Below are 20,158 nucleotides of genomic sequence, written 5' to 3'. Positions count from 1 at the left end.
AAACCTTTTAGTATACTAAACGACTAAAAAATCAACCTCAAAATTATTATGTGATTTAAATTTATAACTTACCTTGTTATTATACTTTTACTTCTAAATTTTAAAATAATCTTGCTATAAATTAAAAATATACTTTTTTCTAAAATTTATTAGATATATCATAAAATTTTATTTGTATTTTCAGATAATGTTTATATACGTAAATTAAAGAGTGGAATAATTTCCACTCTTAGAAAAATTACAATACATTTATTAACTATTAGTAAATAGCTCTAAATCCTATTCCACCTCTTACATTGTTACCCTTAGTGTCATATCCTCCATTTACCGTAACTCCAAATCTTGTATTGTCTACTCCGATATTCAAGTCAAATTTACCATTCCCACGTCTGTCATCTTTTTCCCCTCTTATCTTAAACCAGTCTGCCGTCGTATATCTTACTCTTCCTTTATTGTTTACTTCTCCAACTTTTCCTAGTTCATTCTCATAAGACGCTGTCAAGCCTACAGATAAATTTGTTCTTACCGCTAACGGCTGTACATATCTAAATTCAACTCCAACTTCTGGTCTTACTGAAAAATAATCGTTTCCTTTTACTTCTAGTCTTACTTCTCCATTATCTTCCTTAATATCGTTAAATCTTCCATATTCCATTTTTAACGCTCCATAAGGACGCAAATGAGTTCTTTCACTCATTCTTATATCATATCCTAAATCTGTCTTAACAGCTGCTCCATAAGAATGATAACTAGATTTTGCTTGGAATATTTCATCTACTACCAAATATCTACGTTGCATATTGTTTAAACCTGCAAATACATCCCCGCCAATTGTCCATTGTAATGCTCCGTTATAATCTTTTTTCGGTGACATTGTCTTAAATACTCCCGCTTTAAGCATAGTCTGATTCTCTTTTGATTTTCCAATATCTTTAAACTTAAATCTATTTGTTACAGCTCCTGCATACCATCCACTTGAATTACCCATCTTAATTCTTTCATCTTCGTGAACATACGCAAATCCGTAAGAATTACTTGTATAATCTATGATTCCCGCTGTATCTGATTTATATTCATCCCTCATACCAAATACTTTAATCTTATTATTTTGTTTAGACGGATTTCTCCAATCTTTTTTAAGATGTTTAAATTCCTTGTCAAGCATACTTCCAGTTGAATTAATTCTTTGCTGAGTATTTCCATATTGATGTCCCATCATTTCATCATAAGCCTGTGTTAGTAATACTTGTTCATTTTGACCTATGCTATTTAACTTGTCAAATAATTTTTTCTCTCTTGTTCCTACTGCTTCTACACCATATCTTTGTTCCAATCCATCAGCAAAATTCCAAGCATTTTCTGTTTTAGGTACAAAGTCTGTATATGCAAGTTTTGTCATTGTAACTGCTGTAGGCTCATCTGTATATGGATCAAGCGTAGGTGTTGCTACCCATGTCAGTGCTGCAGAACGTATATTTAATGATGTTGGAATTTGGTATCCTGATCTTAAGAATGGTGTTATTATATCACTCCCCACTCTTATTGCTTTAGCAGTTGTTAATTCTGTTACTTCCGTTCCAATTATAAGATCATTGTCTACTAAAGGATTATATCCATCTACCCAATTAATAGGCGATGTTCTTCCTAATGTATCAACATAAATACCCACATTTGAGAATGCGTAATTTCCTACATCTGGTGTAAGAGCCGTTAAATCATGAATAGGTACTTCCACGCCATTTACATACGCTTTTCTTATAATATTTCCATTTTCATCTTCATTTGCTATTATCGCAGAGTTTCCTCTTGTTACAGAAGGATCACTAGCTGATTCTGTAATAAGGTCATACGAACCTTGAGCTGCATTTACTGCATTTCCTAAATTTGTTGAATTTACTGATGTTATATTTCCTGAAGCATCTTGATATTTTCCTGTTTTACTTCTTACCCCTACAGAACCTGCTCCTGATATATTAATTGTTCCATAGTTTTTAATAATAGCATTTCTTAAATAAATTCCTGTAGAGTTTGCAAGATTTATATCAACTGTTCCATTATTTGTAAATGTTCCATTATTTAATACTGCTATTCCAATTGCAGTATTTCCTGTACCAGATGTTTTTATTAAATTATTATTTATTCCTTCTGCACCATTTCCATCTATGTACATTCCATATCCATTTTTTGATGAACTTATATCAATTATTCCATCATTTATCGCTCTTGATCCTGCTCCTTGAGCAAACATTCCTATAGAATAATCTCCCGTAACATTAATTTTGTTTACGTTTCTTATAGTTCCACCTTTAGTTGCCATACCAATTGAATATGCTTCTTCTCCTTGCTTAATCACAGAATGTCCTATTGTAATTTCTCCAAAATTATTAATAGACGCTCCTGCTTCAGCGTAAGCTCCTACATTTCCTACTCCAGCTGAATAATCTATAACTCCATAATTATTAATAACAGCTCCCGTTCCTGTTGCATAAAGAGCAGCATTATTATTTCCTGCAGTTCTTACAGTAGTGTATGTACTTGCGTTTCCTGGACCAGCCTTATATAGATAAACACTATTTGAACCCATATTTAAGTTTGAACCAGGATTACTTATATAAGTATTTGTTCCGTTACCCAAAACAGCAAATCCAAACGAACTGTTTCCTATGTTTATATTTGAAGAATTATTTTCTATATGGCTTCCATTATTTGAAACTACTCCAATTGCACCATTTCCAACAGTTATGTTACTTCCTGAAGTAAGAGTCGTACTTCCTTGCTTTTTGTAAATTCCAATTGCACCATCTCCAAATGAAATTGTACCATTATTATTTACAGCGTAAGGAGTGTCAGAAAGTATTCCAATTACATTGTTTCCACCATTTATTGTTCCTTGATGATTTATATTTCCATATTTCGTATACATTCCGATACTTGGATTATTTATGCTTGCTGAATTTCCTAATGTAATAGTTCCTCCATTAGTTATATTTACATAATTACGTCCTTGGTTTGTTGGATAAAGAGTATTCACTCCATAGTTATGAATACCTATCGAGCCATCTCCAAGTAATGTCATATTTTTAAAACTTACTATATCTGAATCAGTAAATATTCCTTGAGCTCTTGCATTATTAGCAGCTATTATATTTCCTGCAGTTGCATTTATCTCTGTTCCCTTAGCAAGTAATCCCACTCCATCAGTTCCTATTGTTATATTAGCTCCATTATCTGATATTTTAGCTACACTTCCTCTATATAAAGCATCTGAGTAAACTCCGATAGAATCTGGAGCTGCCGACATATCAATTGAAGAACCGTTTTTTAATGTTATGCTTACAGGCGATGCAGCTGTTACTGCATTTCCAGCAGCACTTGTATCTACATCTTTAGCAAGTATTCCAATTGAAGAAACTCCAGTTCCTATAGAGTTAATACTTCCATTATGAACAATTTCTATGCTTCCATTTCCTGTAGTAGGTTGTCCTGCAGTATATGTAGCATCTCCTACTCCAAGATAGTTTATTCCTGCTATTCCTACTCCATTATTTCCTACTGTAATGCTTCCATTATTTGTTGCAATTCCACCATTTGAAGTAATAATACCTGTAGAATCATCTCCTATTGTATTTAATACGCTATTATTATAGATTTCTGAATATTCTCCAACAATTCCTGCCATTCCTATACCTGTAAGGCTTATTGTTCCATTATTTGTAAGTATTACATCATTTCTTGGTGCTCCTGTTGTACTGTTTTTCTGAGCTATAGCTACTTTAGATTTTTTAGCAAGCTTTATCGGAGATGTAATTGCTCCTGATCCTGTGATACTTTTTCCTGCGTTTACTGTAATACTTGATGAACTAAATTCAGATTTTAAATATGCATCAATAGGGTTATCAAGATTTACATTTTGATCTATAGTAAGAGGTAGTCTTGTAGCTTTATACGGAATATATGAACCTCCTGCTACCCCTGTATATACTGGTATTATGTGTGTACTTCCTGTTGATGTAAGATTTGAAAGCAATTCTCCTCCTGTATTTCCACCTTTTCCTTCTGCTACTATAAGTGTTGAATTTTCTTTCAAGTTTACTGTAATATTTCCTGTAGAAGATGAGTGAACTACATCATTTAGAGGACTTGAACCTGCTCCATTTATTTTCACATAAAAGGCTGTTGCTCCAGGATTTATTGTAGCAGTTGAATTTCCACGAAGTATAAGTTGGGACTTATCTTCTGTAGGCAATCCAGTTATTGGATCTAATACTAGATTTCCAAATGAGTCTGCTTTTTTTCCTTTAGTTTCACTATAAAATAATAAAGCTTTGTTTCCTGTTATTGATAAATCCATATCTGTAAGTCCAATATCTGCTCCATCTACGGCATAAAGAGTAACTGCACCTTCTCCTTCAACTTCCACTTTTCCTGGATTTAATAGATTGGCTGCATCTTTATTTAATGATACTTCTGCATTTTTTATTATTGCACCATCTTTTTTTCTTTCTGCTATAGCATATACTCCTATAGCACTTTTACCTTCAACCTTTATAGTTCCACCATTCATTGTATATTTTCCAGCGTTATTATATACCCCTATTGATTTTTCTCCGTAAATATCAATATTCCCCTTACTTGTCGCCTCAGAATAAGTCTTGCTACCTACATACTGGCTTGTAACATCATTACCACTAGCATCTAGCTCCCAGAAAGTTTGTGCCGTATTACCTGCATTATACTTAGCTGATTTACCACTAACTACTAACCCAAATGATGTTTTAGATTCACTATTTGAAGCTTTATCTCCTATTTTCAAATTTCCTTCAATTTCTGCTTTAGCTCCTTGATATGCCATAAGTCCTATTACATTTTGTTTTCCACCATTTACTGTAATATTTCCTGTATTTTTCACCTTAGGTAATATTGTATCATTTTCATTGATTTGGAAAATCGCTGGAGCATTAGCGTTTCTTGATTGAGTGGCAATATTCGACAGCATAACAATATTATATCTATTGGCAGCAGCACTTGCATTACCAGGATTAACTGTCAAATTTCTTATTAAATTTATTCCATATCTGTCAGTCCTAAATAATGTTCCACCATCTGCTGTGTTAGAAAAATCTATACTTTCAATATGTCCATCTGTAATTCTAAAATCTTTTTCAGCCAAACTTCTTGCAGTACTTGAATATTCTCCTGCCATATAATCTGAATTTCTAAGTAATCCAACATTTTCAATTCCATCTACTGTAATATTTAAATTATATATATTTCCGATAGGGTCTTCAGTAGTAGATGTTGCAGCATCATATCTTCCAGTATTGTCTATACTTGCCGCAGAAGCTGCATCTTTGGCTTCTAACCCATCACCATCATAACCAATACCTTTCTGATAGTTATACACACTTACATGCCCTGTACCGTATTTAATAGGAGATGTAAATCCTGAACTTGCTGGCAATGTTACAGTATTTTCCTGATATGGATTTGCTATCGCATACATTCCTGAACCAGTTATATTTTTGGATATTGATACTCCAACATTATGCTTTCCTCCTACATTAACCATTCCTTGTTTTCCATCAATTATTGTTTCATCATAATAAATACCATCTTCATCATAGTGTGATGTTCCCAAATGATTTGCTGGTACTAAATTTCCTGAACCATGTACAAAATCTGCAGGTGCTACAGTTCCTGCTTGTGATATACCCTTGGCAAATACATTTGGTATTCTTATACCATAACTACCTTCTACATTTGTAGGATCTGAATTTGTGTCAACACTGCTAATATCAATCTTTCCTGTCTTAACATACATATTCAAAGAACCTTTTTCATCATAAGATTTATGTTTATATACATTATACTTATTAGCATCCTCATTGTGATTTGCTGAACTTACTCTAAAATCTTGGCTGTCTGCATATTTATTAAATCCAAATTCAGCAAAATCTATTCCTATACTGTTAACACTTTTAACATTAATTTTCCCTTGGTTTCTCATTTCCGAAGCCCAAGGTCTATATGTTATAGGTGCAGGACCACCATATCCAGGTATCATATTATTAGTAGGTGCATATTCTGTATAACCTTCCACCATTGCAGTCATTCCTATAAGATAACTTGCATTTCCATCATTTTTTGCACTTTCTTTCTCAAGATTAAGTTCTCCTTTATTAATTAGGACTGCTGCTTGACCTGCTAATGTCTGAACTTCCATTCCTATTGTTAAATGTGGACGTCCAGCTTTACCATGAGATACACCATTTACTGATGAACCAATAACGTCTCTTATATTTCTTCCGTATAAATTCAATTTCCCATCAAATTCAACTATTACAGGACCAAATGCTGTACTTCCTCCTACTCCTGCTCCAGTAGGATTTAAACTGATAAATCTTACAGTATTAGCTGTTTTTCTAGCAGTCCCAGCTTGACCTGCCCAACCATTCGCTGCTCCTTCTGTTCTTCCAAAAGGAGTTTGTGTATTATTTCTTAATGTCCACGTTCCAGTTATAGTTGTCGGAAGCGGTTGCTGTGCTCTATTAAGTGCCGAACTATTTGTAGGATTTTTAAATTGATATTGTGTAATATTAAAGACTGTTTGTGGTGATACAGCCGTTATTCCAGCTCCAGATGTATCGTCTAATTTATATCCTGGTCTATTTCCATATCCATAACCATTATCATTTAGATATTGTAAATTATTGAATATATTTGTTCCATTTGGATATGCTCCACTTGCAACTCTTGAATCCTTATTTTCCCATCTTCCATTAACAGTTCCTCTAGATTCAAGCTTTTGAGTTGCATTAATAACTCCTCTTTCACCTTCATAAGTAAAAGCTCCATTTACAGTAAAACCTCTATCATCTATTGTTATATCTGTTCCTGAAGCATTTGCTACTGCATTACTTTGATTTACTATTGCATTTGGATCCCCATAAAACCCTGGTCCTACTGAATCCTGTGAAAATCCTACTGAAAGTTCAGTAAGCCTAGGTGGCTGGAATACATTTGGTCTTATTGCAGCTACTGAAATTGGATCAAACGTTACTGTTTCTATTTCAGGTATAGTAAAATTAGGATTAGGGTTAATAGCTCTAGGATTTATATTTAGGTTAGGAATATTTGGTATTGCTACATTTATTCTTGGCTGAATAATAATAGGTACTCCTGGATCAGGTATAGGTACCGTTCCCACAAGACCATACACTTCTCCTGCATTTTTTCTTGATTTTGTAGATGTTGAAAGAGGATCTTGAGAAATTGCTACTCTATCATACATTTTGCTACTTGGAGATACATTTCTTTCCCACCATTGACCTCTATTTAATTTTGAATTTAGTATATATTTTTCTTCTTTATCTCCTAATCCTTTATATGTACCCTTCCAATCATTATAGAAAAAATTTGCCCCATATTGCCATGAGCTCCAAGGGGATTTTACAACATGATCTCCTTGCTCCATTAATTGAATTAGTTCTAGATTAACATTTTTTATTAATTTATTATTTTCTTTTCTAGTTTCACTAACTTTGCTTTTTATTTCTTTTATTGACGTTGTGATTTTATTTTCTTGAGTCTTAATTGATGTATCTTTTGTTTTTGCAAATGAATTATTTTTGACTGTAATAAGCCCTGTCAATAAAAATGCAAATAATGCAGAATCTGTATATTTGAAATTTTTATACTTTTTAGCAAAAGAACATAAATCCTTTTTCACTTTTCTTAGATTATTAGTCATTTTTCTCTCCTTTTTGTTTTTTCTTAATATTATAATTTCAATATTCCCTTACCCTTCATTAATTTAACCTAAAGTCCCTATAAATTAGTTATATGCTAGAAATTATCTTATTAAACAGCCATATCTTATTTATATTGATTACAATTTTTATATTATAATACATTTTATCAAAAAAATATAAAAAAATCAACTTTTTTTGTTTTATTCTTTGTTTTTTTTTGATATTTCTTATAACATTAATTTTATTTAATAAAAAAATTAAAAATTGTTATATAAAATAACATTTATCATATTTCAATCAATTCATAATATAACATAATATATTTAAGTTTATTTAATACTTAACTAAGCTGTATCTGAAAACTCAAAATCGATGTTATTTTTAATGGTTTTTTGATTTTATAAATTATTTAAATTGCGATAAAAACAGTGTTTATTATTTTTGATTTTGAAAAAATTTGTTAAAAATTTATTATTTAAAGAGTTTTCAGATACGCCCTAATTCAAATTACGTGTTTTTATAATTTTAAATGTATACTTTAGATTAAATTTAACTATATCCCAAACAAATAATTATTATAATTTTCTTTTAAAAATGTATAATTATAATTAGGTAATTTGAATAATTGTTTATATTTAATACAAAAGTTTTCTCCTAAATCTTCTCTCCTTGATTGTGATATCACAACCAAAGTTTTAATTTCTATTTTCTATTTTATTTGTAAAGTTTGGGTCATCTAGCGTTGTGTATTTTGTTCTTGACAATCTACTAAAAACTTGATACAGTCTATAAAGAAACAAATTTTAAAAGGAGTTATAAATTAATGAATTTAGAAAACATCGAAAACGATTTCGATAATGAAAATACAATAAATAATGAAACAAATACTGACAACATTGCTTCTACTTCTCTCGGAAGTGCAGTTTGTGAAACAATTTTACCGTCTGTTCCGCTTCAGCCGCTGGAAACTATTGAAAAAAGTATTCAGAAGAAATACCGTTCAGCACTTTGGACACCTTTTGTCAGAGCTTTAAAAGAATTTGAAATGGTAAAAGATGGTGACAGGATTGCAGTTGCTATTTCTGGAGGTAAAGACAGCCTTTTGCTTTCAAAGCTGTTTCAGGAGCTGAAAAGAGCCAGCAGAACTAATTTTGAGTTAGTGTTTATTTCAATGAATCCTGGATTTAATCCTGCCAATCTGAATAATTTGAAAAAAAATCTAGAACATCTGAATATTCCGTGTGAGATTTATAATGATAATATTTTTGAAATTGCAGAAAAGATTGCAAAAGACTATCCTTGCTATATGTGTGCTAAAATGCGTCGTGGAAGCCTTTACACAAAAGCAACTTCGCTTGAGTGCAACAAACTAGCACTTGGACATCATTTTGACGATGTTATCGAAACCACTCTAATGAGCATGTTTTATATGGGAAAATTTGAAACAATGTTACCAAAACTAAAGTCCGATAATTTTGAGATAGAATTAATTCGTCCATTATTCTACGTTGAAGAAAAAGCAATTATAAAATGGGTACGAAATAACGGTATCTTGCCAATGAACTGTGGCTGTACTGTAGCTGCCGAAAAGACTTCAAGCAAACGTCGTGAAACCAAGGACTTAATTGCACAGCTTGTAAAAAATAATCCTGATATAAAAAAACGTATAGTTCAATCAACACAAAATGTAAATTTGGAAAAAATATTAGGCTGGAAAGACTCTGACGGAAAATATTCATACTTAGACAAGTTTTAAAAGAAAGGATAAAAATATGAACAAAAATGAAAAAGAGATGAAAAGCTGGGAATACATTATTCAAACAAAAAAAGAACATATCGACTTTATCAATAAAATCATAGAAGCATACGATGGATTAGGAAATGTAAGAACTCTTGACAATCAGAGCGGTTTAATAAAAATTCTCACAAATTCTTATCTTTTAAATGATATGGATAACGCAATCGAAACATTAAAGCAAAAAAATATCGAAATAGAAATTCTAGAAAAAAGAGAATGGCTTGGAGTGTTATAATTCCAAGCCTTTTCATTTACAAATTATCGTGAATTTACTTACTAATATTCTGCTCTTGTTTTAAACTAAAATTTTATAAAATCATAAATTGCAATATTAATTTATTTTTCCAAAATCCCAATAAAATCGATAAATTCCTGAACAGAAAACTCTTCAGTCCGTGCAAGCCTTGTCTTTCCGACTTTTTCTAGTGCAGCTCCAACTACATCCTTTGAAAATCCTAATTTTGTTAAATTGTTAGCTATACTCTTTCGCTTATTGGAAAAGGCTTCTTTTAAATATTTAAAATATTTTTCTTCTGAAATCTGGCTTTCGTATCTTTTATCTTTCAAAATTTTTATTCCTAAGAATGCTGAATCAACTTTTGGAACAGGATCAAATTTTTCCTTCGGCACAGTAAACAGATATTCTGCTTCAGCATAAAATTGAACTGCATGCGTAAGCAGACTCATATTTTTGCTATGAGGCTGGGAGGCAATTCGCTCTGCCACTTCCTTTTGCACCATCAAATAAATTTCATCAATATTCTCACGATATTCCAAAAGTTTGTTAATAATCGGCGAAGTTATATAATACGGAATATTTGCCACAACTTTAACATTTTTTCTATTTTCAAAAAATTTTTCCAAATCTGCTTCCATAAAATCCTGATGAATCAATTTAAAATTTTGCTTGTTTTCAAATTTTTTAGCCAAAAACGGTATCAAATCATCATCTATCTCAAAAGCAGTCAAAAATTTAGAATTTTCAATCAATTTTTCTGTCAAAAATCCCAATCCTGGTCCTATTTCCAAAACTTCTGTTTCCTCATCAATATTTGCTATGTCTAAAATTTCATCTGACAAATTGCTGTCATTCAAAAAATTCTGTCCATATTTTTTTTTAGCCTTATGATTTTCATTTTCAAAATATTTATTTTTATTTTGATATTTTTCTTTATTTCTTTTCAATCTTTCTCCTTATTTAATGTATCCTAGAACTATTATAAATTATTCAAAAACCGATGGTTCAGCTATTCCTACATACTCAAGGTTTCTGTAAATTTCATTAAAATCAAGTCCGTATCCCACAACAAATTCATTTGGGATTTCAAAACCTATATACTGCACGTCAATTTCAACTTCTCTTCTTTCAGGTTTATCCAGCAATGTACACAATGATACTTTCTTAGGATTTCTGCTTCCTAAAAGTTGTAATATTTTTTTCAGCGTAAATCCTGAATCAATAATATCTTCTACAACTAACACATTTTTTCCGCTAATTGTACTTCTTAAATCTTTCAGAATCTTAACTTCTCTAGAAGTCTGCGTTCCTTCTCCATAGCTAGAAGCCTCAATAAAGTCGATTTCAAGTGGTAATCTTATTTCTCTGATCAAATCAGCCATAAATACGATGGATCCTCTTAAAAGCCCAACAACTATAAGCGGTTCATTTTCGTCTTTAAAATCTTCTGTAATTTGTTCTCCTAATTCTTTTAATCTTTTCTGAATTTCTTCTTTAGTGATCAGTTGCTCTTTTATTCCAAATTCAACATCTTTTGTCATAATCTTCCTCCATTATTAATTTCTTTTCCAAAATAATTGTTAAAAAAATACACAAACACTAAACAGCTTCTCTTAAACTTTATTTTACCTCGATTTTCAATAATTTCAAACATAATTTAAATTTATTTAAATTCCTTCTCAAGAATTAAAAATATATATTTTCCAAAAAATTCAAAATTTTTTTAAAAATATTTAATTTATAGTATTGACTTTTTTAACTTTCATGTTATAATAGTAATGTCAAAAGAGAGTTAATTAATAATTAACAATCATTTGGCTATATAGGGAAATTTGTTTTTTTGAATAAAAGACCATTTTATGAGATAGCCCAAAAAAACATTATTTATTTAATTTCCCTATATAAAAAGGGCTATCTCATAATCCAAACTTTATTTTTTTACAAGGTTTACAAGTATAGCCTTTCTAATCAAATCTAATTTATTTAGATTTTTTTGTTACAATTTTTTAATATCTATTTTATTATAAGTTAAAAAAATTAATACTCAAATAGTTTATTTTAAATTAAAAAATTACCATTTGAGTATTGATTTGTTATTTATTTCTATTTAACTTTTTCTACTAATTTTGCAAATTCAGCAGGGTTATTTAATGCTAAGTCTGCTAAAACTTTTCTGTCAAGTTCAATTCCAGCTTTTTTAAGTCCGTTCATTAATCTTGAGTAAGAAATTCCATTTAATCTTGCAGCAGCGTTAATTCTGATAATCCATAATTCACGCATTTTTCTTTTTTTCAATTTTCTATGTTCAGTTGCGTAAGCCATAGCTTTTTTAACTGCTTCATTAGCCTTTTTATAATTTGTTTTTATGGCTCCTCTATAACCTTTTGCTTCTTTTAAAACTTTTTTATGTCTTTTTCTTCTAACTATTCCTGTTTTTACTCTTGGCATCTTCTTTCCTCCTTGATATTTTAGCCGTTTTTTGTTCTTTATATTTAATATTCAGAACTAACTTTTGTCAATTTTTAATTTTGATTTTTTAATAAAAAGCGGTTAATTCTTATTCTAAACTGCCTTTTTTAATTTCACTTTTAAATGAAAGTAATAAATTTTATTAAATTGCTTTTTTAAAAATAATTTTAAAGCAATTACTTAAACTATCTTCCTTCTTGTCCAGCCAATGCTTTTTTGATTTTTCTTTCAGCACCTTTTGGAGCGATTGCGTCTTGTCCTAGACGTTTTTTTCTTTTATGAGTCTTTTTAGTCAAGATATGGCTTTTTCCTGAGTGTCTTATAGAAATTTTCCCACTTCCTGTAACTTTAACTCTTTTTTTTGTTCCTTTATGTGTTTTCATTTTTGGCATTTTCTTTCCTCCTAAATCACTTTTCACTTTTTTAAATTTTGCCTTTATTTTTTAGGCGATAATAAAATAAATTTTTGAACCTGTTCTTTTCCGTATTTTTTCTCAACTGTTGCAGTTTCTTCAAAATGGCTTGCAAACTCGTCTAATACTTTAATAGCAGATTCTGCATGTAATCTTTCTCTACCTGTAAGTCTTAGGCTGACTTTTACCTTATGCTCCTTGGCTATAAATTTTTCAATTTGAGAAATTTTTGTTTCTTTATCATGCTCGTCAATATGAGGTTTAATTCTAATCTCTTTAATAACGACATTTTTTTGTTTTTTCTTATTTTCCTTGTCTTTCTTCGTTTTCTCATACTTGAATTTTCCATAGTCCATAATTTTGCATACAGGCGGTGTTGCATTTGGTGAAATTTCAACTAAGTCCAATTCTTTTTCTGCTGCAAGTGCTAACGCATCTCTAGCTGACATTACTCCAAACTGTTCTCCATCATCACCAACAACTCTAATTTCTCTTGCCCTAATTCGCTCATTCATTCTTGGCTCATCAGATCGGTTATTTCCTCTTATAAAAAACACCTCCTAATTTTTTTACAATAAAAAAACAAGATATAAGAAACCTTGCTCAATAGTTATTATATAAATAAATTTCACAACAAAATTATCATAACAAAAATACTTATTTCATTATAAAATATCAAATAACTAATACCCAACTCATCTTGAAAATAGAATAAAACATTCTACTTTTATTTGGAAAATCAATCCAAAACCTAAATATATTGATGGAAAGGTGAGAAACAATGTTTCTACTTCTAATTTAATTACTAAAATAGTTTATCATATTTTATTTTATTTTGCAAGGAAATTTTGAATTTTTTTTGACTTCTTGTCCTTGACATTTTATAAAAAAAACAGGCATATTTTTTGAATATACCTTCGGTAGTCCTTAACGAATAAGGCTCTTAATCTTTTATTACCATTCTTTCCTTAAATAAATAAGGCTTTAATGTAAATAAATTATAATATATGTTAAATATTTTGTCAACTACATTCTTTATTTTTTGACAAAAGTTAATTTTTATGCCAATCATTTGGAAAATCCATTCTTGATAAAATATCGTTTATATTTACAATATTTTCTAATTTATCTTCCAAAGTTTTGATAATCAATTTTAATTTTTCTGTTAATGCATCAAATTCTTCTTTAGAAAGAAATAATTTTAATCCTTCGTAAATCGTAAAGAGTTTTTGATTTCTGTTTGATGTCATATCGCTAACTTTTTTTATATTAACAGTTTCTCTCGAAGAAAATTCGTATAACCTTTCATTATGGGCAGCAACATTTCTAAAATGAGAGCTAGCAACTAAATAAGTTCTTACAAATGAATGAGTTATATTTGGAAGATTGCCATATTCTTCTTTATACAAATTTTTAAAATGATCGCAAATTTTATCATATACATTTTTATGTAAACAAGAATATAGTTTGCTAATATCTCCAAAAGTTAAATAGTGAATTATAATCCAAAAAGGAATATTATCTTTTGTAGTATTATAATGTCTTATTATCATTTTTTCATTATCTTTTTTTATCTTTTTCAACGTATTCACTACCATTGAAATTTTAAGAATATTTGAATTTTTCTTTCCAGTATTGTAATTCTCTAAAAGAAGATACGAATTTTTTTTCAAAATTCCGTTTGTTTCAGAAAAATAATAAGAAATAGCTGTTTTGAAAAAACTTTCAAGCAATGTCAAATTATCAAAAAATAAAATTCTCAATTCCCTATCAAAATCATGAAGACTTTTTAAATATTTAAATTTAAAATTTTCAATGTATTTATCTTTTCCTCTCAAATTTTTATTTTTTTCTAAAAAAGGAGCTTTATAAAAATTTATAATAGAATAGTAATTAAATCTTTTCAAAATAGAAATTGTATCTTTATCAATGCTCATTCTGCTTGATATAATCATTTCCTGCTCTTTGAACTTTTTAAATGGCTGATCCACAAAAAATCTCCTTTCCAAAATATCAGAAAAGCCCTCCAAACAGAGAGCCTTTATATTAATTTAAATTATAATTCAGCCTATATCGACTTCTATTTAAGAAATCATTGATATAGTACGATCCACATATTATTTATAACACTTTTGTTACTTTTTGTCAACCACATTTTTAAACTTTTTTTAATAAATCCCAAAACCTGCTCAATCCCCCATTTCCGTTATTTTCTTTCCCTTTTTAGTCAAAATCCCCCCTGTTTCAAAACCTAAAAAATGAAGAATCATAAAAATTAAATTGTTCTAACAATACGGAAGCTTGTAGGACAGAGTCGAACCCATTCGCTACCACTCCATATTTTACAAATTAATTTATCTCTACTACAATTAAATACACTACAATATTCTGTATCACTATAAAAAGACCCTCCTTTTAATCTATTACCTGATACACTTTCATCATACCTGTATGGTGTTTTTTCAGGTATATATCCATCACCAGATGTATCATAACACCACTCCCAAATATTTCCGCTACAATCATAAAGTCCCAATTGATTCGGTTTCTTCATTCCTACATCATGAGTACGCTTTTCTGAATTATTTCTATTCCAAGCAACTTCATATACATTATTACTGCCTGAATACTTATAATTAAATGTCCCATCTTGTATTGCAATTTCTCCACCTCTTGCAAACCATTCCCATTCAACTTCTGTTGGCAATCTAAATCCTTCAGTTTTTCTAAAATCTGCTACATTTGGGTACTCTATTTTGCCATTTGATTGATGTATTCTTAATATGCCTTTTTCTTTTCGGCTCAAGTCATACACTGGTTTTAATCCATGTTTTTCACTCAATTTATTACAAAACTCCAAAGCGCGCCACCAAGATATATTCTCAACTGGACGTCTTCCACCTTTAAATTTTGATGGATTTTTCTTCATTACTTCCATCCACATATCTTGTGTTGTTGGATATTTACAAACTTCTAAATTGCAAACTTCTCTTTCTTCATTAAAGAATGATGGTGTATATTTTCCTCCATTTACTATAACCATATCTTTGAATGTAGATTTTCCATCTATTCTTTTACCATTTTTTATTTTTTGAGAAGCTGATTTTATTTTGAATTTTTTGTAGCTCTTTTTTAAAACATCTATTTTATCTGATAAAATATTCGATAAAGAATCTATACTTTTAGTTGCTTCTAATAAATTATTTGTTGTGATTTTCTTATCTTCTTCATTTTCAGTTTCTAGTATAAATTTATTTTCAACTGCGTTTTTAACGATTTCTTCTATGTCGGCACCACAGTAGCCTTCTGTTTCTTCTGCCAGTTCTTTTAAATTTATATCATCTGACATTTTTCCTCTTTTTTCAAGGTGAATTTCAAATATTTTTTCTCTTTCTTTCTCATTTGGGAAGTCTATGAAAAATACTTCATCAAATCGTCCTTTTCTTAGAAATTCTGGCGGAAAGGCTGTTATATCGTTGGCTGTTGCTACTACAAATACCGTGTTTTCTTTTTCCTGTAACCAAGTCAAAAATTGTCCAAATAGACGTTTTGTTATGTCGCTTGCTCCACCATTTTGATCTATTCCTGCAAAGGCTTTTTCTATTTCATCTATCCATAAAATGCACGGACTTATTGATTCTGCTGTTTTTAGTGCCACTCTCATATTGTGTTCTGATTCTCCAACGTATTTTCCCAAAAGTCTTCCTATATCCAGCCTTAATAATGGAACATTAAACAATCTTGCACTTGCTTTTGCCGCCAAACTTTTACCACAGCCCGGCATTCCCACAAGCAATACTCCTTTTGGCGTATCCACTCCAAATTTCTTGGCTTCATCCAGTCTTCTAAATACTTGTGCCTTAGAACTTAACCATTCTTTCAGCCCTTCAAGTCCACCAATTTCTTCAATTTTTTCCTTAAAATCAATAATTTCCAAAATTGAAGATTTTTTAATTATTTGTCCTTTTTCACGAATGATTATATCTCTTCCAGAAATTGAAATATTATTCTTAGATTCAATTATCATATTCAGAACGTGATCTATTTCCAGTTTTGTCAATCCTTTTAACGAAATTGCAACTTCCCCAACATCATTTTTATCCACATTCACATTATTTTCTTTAGCAAAGTTCCAAATGTATTTTTCAATCTCGTCTTTTGTCATGTTTGGAAGATCAAGTATCGAAGTAAATTTTTCCAAATCCTTCGGCACTGTTTCCACTTCTGTTACTACAATCACTGTAAAATTATAATCTGAATTTGAATATCTAGTTTCTGCTATTTTCTTTATAAGTGCAATATTTTTAGCATCTTTCATTTCTTCTTCTGCATTCTTAATTATCAAAAACACATTAGTTTTAACACCTTCAGAAAACAGAATATTTAAAAAACTATACAAATCCACAATTTCATCACTTTTAACCTTCGTTTCAAAATTCACAACTCCAAAGGCCCTGTATTCAAAAATCGCCTTATTTTCATATTCTTTAGTCGCCTCCTTCACAATTGTGTCAACTTCCTTATAATCTCCACTGTGTACCCAAATTATAGGTCTTCTTGCCCTTAAATATTTTGATAAATTTGTTTCCATTTTTCCTCCTGATTTTTTATTTATTTCAATTTTTTTATACATATGCTCTAACTCATCTAAAATTAAATTAATCTAACACTGTAGAGTTTGATTAGAATTTTTTAACTTTAATTTTAAAATAATATTATTATTTTTACCAGCCAAATAATCCTCCAATAAAACTTCCTACTGCTCCAACTGCCGAACTTAAGGCACTTCCTACTGCTTTTACACCTGAAGCTACTGCTTTCACTCCTTCCCATGCTCCTTTTGCAACGTTTTTTACTGCCTCTGTCCCTTTTTTTACTATTTCAGTTGAACCATCAATTACAGGTTTTGCAATAGTTCCCACTCCTTTTGCTATCGCTCCGCCAACTTTACTTCCCACTATTCCACATACTGCTCCTGCCGCAAGTGCCACTGCTCCACCAACAACTGCTCCTGCAACTCCCAATGCTCCCAGCCCAATTGCTCCAGCCACTGCCATTCCACCTATAAAGCCAGCATTTGAAGCAACTATCGCTCCATAAGCAGAGCCTACTGACGTTCCTACCCTTTTTGTCGCCTCTCCTAGACTTATTTCACCCGAACCTAATTTAAACGCTGTTCCTATAATATCAATTGAAGATGCCGCAATTGCTCCAACAATATTATTATTTGCTAAGACTCCTGTAAGAACTTTTGGTAGAACATTTTTTTCAACTGCAACCCTTATTCCTCCAGCAACTGCTGTTGAAAGTCCCATTGAAGTTCCAGTCTTCACTCCAGCCTCGATTACTTCAGCAACTTCCACTTCTTCTCCAGAAACAAGTTTTGTTCCAACATCCAAAGCCATTCCAATACCAACTCCCATAGTTCCATTGATTACAGCCTGTTTTCCTATCTGTTTGCTTATTGCAAGAACGTCTACATCTTTTTCAAAACTGAATTTTACTGCTTCTTTGTCGCCAGACTGGTATTTTTCCTGAATATTTTTTATTTCTTCTTTACTTATATTTTTACTTTCCACTTCTCCAAATTTCAGCTTATCTACTGCATTTGGAATATCTCCAGTCTGATCTGACGGAACTAATTTTGACTGAAATTTATATTTGTAACCTTGCTGTCTGTCATAAAATGATTTTGCAGTTTCATTGGCATTTTTATAGGCTTTTGCCTGATATTTTCTTACAATCTTGCCAGAATCTTCTATTGTCATATCAATCGAATTTTTTCCATAAGTTTCGCCTATTTCTGGCTTTAATGCCTTTGCATAGTAGTTTTTTTCTTTAACTGCCGCATCTATATTAAATGTTCCAGCGTGACGTTCTTCAAATATAAATCCATCTAAATTAGGATTTTGGCTTATTTCTCCAGTTTTAGTTGTAAGTGCTGACAAAATTTCTTCATTTGACTTGCCTATAGTTAAATTTACATTGTCAACATAAACATTTGCTTTAGCTGCACTTAATGTATTTGCCACTACTTGTGGATCATTTATTGCAGCCGCTTCATATATCATTGCCTCATTGTAATTTGCTAAAATTTCACTGCTTTCCTTCATATCCCTTATAATTTGCTGTCTATCCACAACTTCCGCATTTATTACATCTTCCGAAATTTTATCCAGTATCACATCTCCCACATAATCACTGCTGCTTATACCAACTTTCTGATATTTTTCCACTTCCTTTTTCTTGTCAAAATAAATTTCAACTCCTTTCATAAGTTCATCAGCCATTTTTTCTATTTCCTCTGGCTTCTTTACCACTAGTTCATTTTGCAATTCAAAAATTAACCAGCTTCTCAAATCCTTTTTATTTTCACTTTTCTCATTTTGAGCATAACTTTTTAAAAATTTTTTGATAATTTCCTCCGTTTTTCTTCTTCTGCTCCCTCTTAATCTAAACATTTTTTTCCTCCTTATTTTCATATATTTCTATTGTCCTTTTAAGTTCATTTTTTAATTTTTCCTGTAATTCAATTGGTTCTAAGATTTTTACATTTGAAAAAAATTGTGCAAAATATACCAATGCAAGTTTGTTATCACATTCAAAGGTGTAAATTCTATCTTTCTTATTTAAAAGTCTAGGTCTGTTTGTCAAAACTTTTTCATATAATTCCACTCCTTTTTCTGTAAATTCAACTTTAACTGTGTTCTTATACGATAGAAATGGATCAAAATTTTTATACACATCATCAATATATTTTTATCTTTTATTTCAATATTTTCATTTGTAAACCATACTTCTTCTATTTCTGAAATTCTGTAATTCCTATAATCATTATTCTTTTCACAGTAGCAGAACAGGTAAGATCTGTTTTCATCATCTGCCACTTTTACAAAATACGGATTTACTAACCTTATATATTTGTGATATTTTATTTTTATCTTTCTCTTACCCTGTATTCCTTCCTTAATTTTCCTAAAAATCTTTTCAAATAATATTTCTTCACGTCTATATCGTAAATTATTAATATACGTAAAAATTATATTTCTCCAATATTCAGCCTCAGTTTCAACTCTGCTTCTAACAAAAGTATCCATAAAAATTTCATCATTATTTTTATTTAAGTTAAACTGAAGCACTTCTCCTGAAAAGTTTCCCAATTCCACTTTATTCAAATTTTTGTCCATATAATATTTAAAAATTATGTTCCCTATTCTTCCCACAGGTATTTTAAAATACTCCGAATCACTTTTTATAATTTCATTCATAAAATCCGAAATTGTAACTCTAACCTTCTTCATAGCCAATCTCCTACAACAATACTTTTTTAAACTTCTAAACCTAATTTTAAGTTATTTCTTTTAAATTTAATTCTAAACTATTTTTTCTAAACAAATTATATCTAATCTCAAATATAAATTCAAGGAAATATTTGTTTTTAATTTTTGTTCCCCTAAAAAATAGAAAACGCTGAAAATATCAAAAAAAA

11 protein-coding genes and 1 pseudogene are annotated in these 20,158 nt (G+C 30.3%); 2 read left to right on the top strand and 10 right to left on the bottom strand.

What is annotated here, in order from left to right:
* Nucleotides 1–259: 259 nt before the first annotated feature.
* On the bottom strand, nucleotides 260–7,750 hold the full coding sequence (locus BQ5344_RS08090) for an autotransporter-associated N-terminal domain-containing protein (protein WP_071124903.1): 7,491 nt from the start codon (nucleotides 7,748–7,750) through the stop codon (nucleotides 260–262).
* 824 nt (nucleotides 7,751–8,574) lie between these two features.
* Between BQ5344_RS08090 and BQ5344_RS08085 the strand changes: the two genes are divergently transcribed.
* Together BQ5344_RS08085 and BQ5344_RS08080 are read left to right on the top strand one after the other, a co-directional pair.
* Nucleotides 8,575–9,507, top strand: a complete 933-nt coding sequence (locus BQ5344_RS08085) for a tRNA 2-thiocytidine biosynthesis TtcA family protein (protein ID WP_205407998.1) — start codon at nucleotides 8,575–8,577, stop codon at nucleotides 9,505–9,507.
* Nucleotides 9,508–9,523: 16 nt separating this feature from the next.
* Complete coding sequence (locus BQ5344_RS08080; RefSeq protein WP_071124902.1) at nucleotides 9,524–9,784, top strand: DUF4911 domain-containing protein; 261 nt, start codon at nucleotides 9,524–9,526, stop codon at nucleotides 9,782–9,784.
* A 101-nt stretch (nucleotides 9,785–9,885) separates the two neighbouring features.
* Here BQ5344_RS08080 and rsmA read toward each other — a convergent pair whose 3' ends face one another.
* The 9 genes and pseudogenes from rsmA to BQ5344_RS08035 all read right to left on the bottom strand — a co-directional run bounded on the left by rsmA (nucleotide 9,886) and on the right by BQ5344_RS08035 (nucleotide 19,970).
* Complete coding sequence (rsmA, locus tag BQ5344_RS08075; RefSeq protein ID WP_071124901.1) at nucleotides 9,886–10,734, bottom strand: 16S rRNA (adenine(1518)-N(6)/adenine(1519)-N(6))-dimethyltransferase RsmA; 849 nt, start codon at nucleotides 10,732–10,734, stop codon at nucleotides 9,886–9,888.
* Between the two features lie 39 nt (nucleotides 10,735–10,773).
* The gene (gene hpt, locus BQ5344_RS08070) at nucleotides 10,774–11,328 is read right to left on the bottom strand and encodes a hypoxanthine phosphoribosyltransferase (RefSeq protein ID WP_071124900.1); all 555 of its coding nucleotides are present in this window, start codon (nucleotides 11,326–11,328) and stop codon (nucleotides 10,774–10,776) included.
* Between the two features lie 562 nt (nucleotides 11,329–11,890).
* Nucleotides 11,891–12,235 (bottom strand): 50S ribosomal protein L20, encoded by a 345-nt coding sequence (rplT, locus tag BQ5344_RS08065; RefSeq protein ID WP_015769536.1) that lies wholly within the window; start codon nucleotides 12,233–12,235, stop codon nucleotides 11,891–11,893.
* Nucleotides 12,236–12,441: 206 nt separating this feature from the next.
* Complete coding sequence (rpmI, locus tag BQ5344_RS08060) at nucleotides 12,442–12,648, bottom strand: 50S ribosomal protein L35 (RefSeq protein WP_026746377.1); 207 nt, start codon at nucleotides 12,646–12,648, stop codon at nucleotides 12,442–12,444.
* Between the two features lie 44 nt (nucleotides 12,649–12,692).
* Complete coding sequence (infC, locus tag BQ5344_RS08055; protein ID WP_021744546.1) at nucleotides 12,693–13,226, bottom strand: translation initiation factor IF-3; 534 nt, start codon at nucleotides 13,224–13,226, stop codon at nucleotides 12,693–12,695.
* Nucleotides 13,227–13,721: 495 nt separating this feature from the next.
* Complete coding sequence (locus tag BQ5344_RS08050) at nucleotides 13,722–14,660, bottom strand: Abi family protein (protein ID WP_071124899.1); 939 nt, start codon at nucleotides 14,658–14,660, stop codon at nucleotides 13,722–13,724.
* Nucleotides 14,661–14,944: 284 nt separating this feature from the next.
* Nucleotides 14,945–17,260: an AAA family ATPase gene (locus tag BQ5344_RS08045; RefSeq protein WP_071125515.1), complete on the bottom strand. Its 2,316-nt coding sequence runs from the start codon at nucleotides 17,258–17,260 to the stop codon at nucleotides 14,945–14,947.
* 133 nt (nucleotides 17,261–17,393) lie between these two features.
* Nucleotides 17,394–19,130: a hypothetical protein gene (locus BQ5344_RS08040; RefSeq protein ID WP_071124898.1), complete on the bottom strand. Its 1,737-nt coding sequence runs from the start codon at nucleotides 19,128–19,130 to the stop codon at nucleotides 17,394–17,396.
* Nucleotides 19,123–19,970: pseudogene (locus tag BQ5344_RS08035) on the bottom strand (helix-turn-helix transcriptional regulator). Before BQ5344_RS08035 ends, BQ5344_RS08040 begins: the two are co-directional and overlap by 8 nt.
* Between the last annotated feature and the right edge of the window lie 188 nt (nucleotides 19,971–20,158).

Source organism: Leptotrichia massiliensis (genome assembly GCF_900104625.1).
GTDB lineage: Bacteria > Fusobacteriota > Fusobacteriia > Fusobacteriales > Leptotrichiaceae > Leptotrichia > Leptotrichia massiliensis.
Note: the sequence above shows the minus strand (reverse complement) of the source record. Positions and strands in the feature narration are given on the sequence as shown.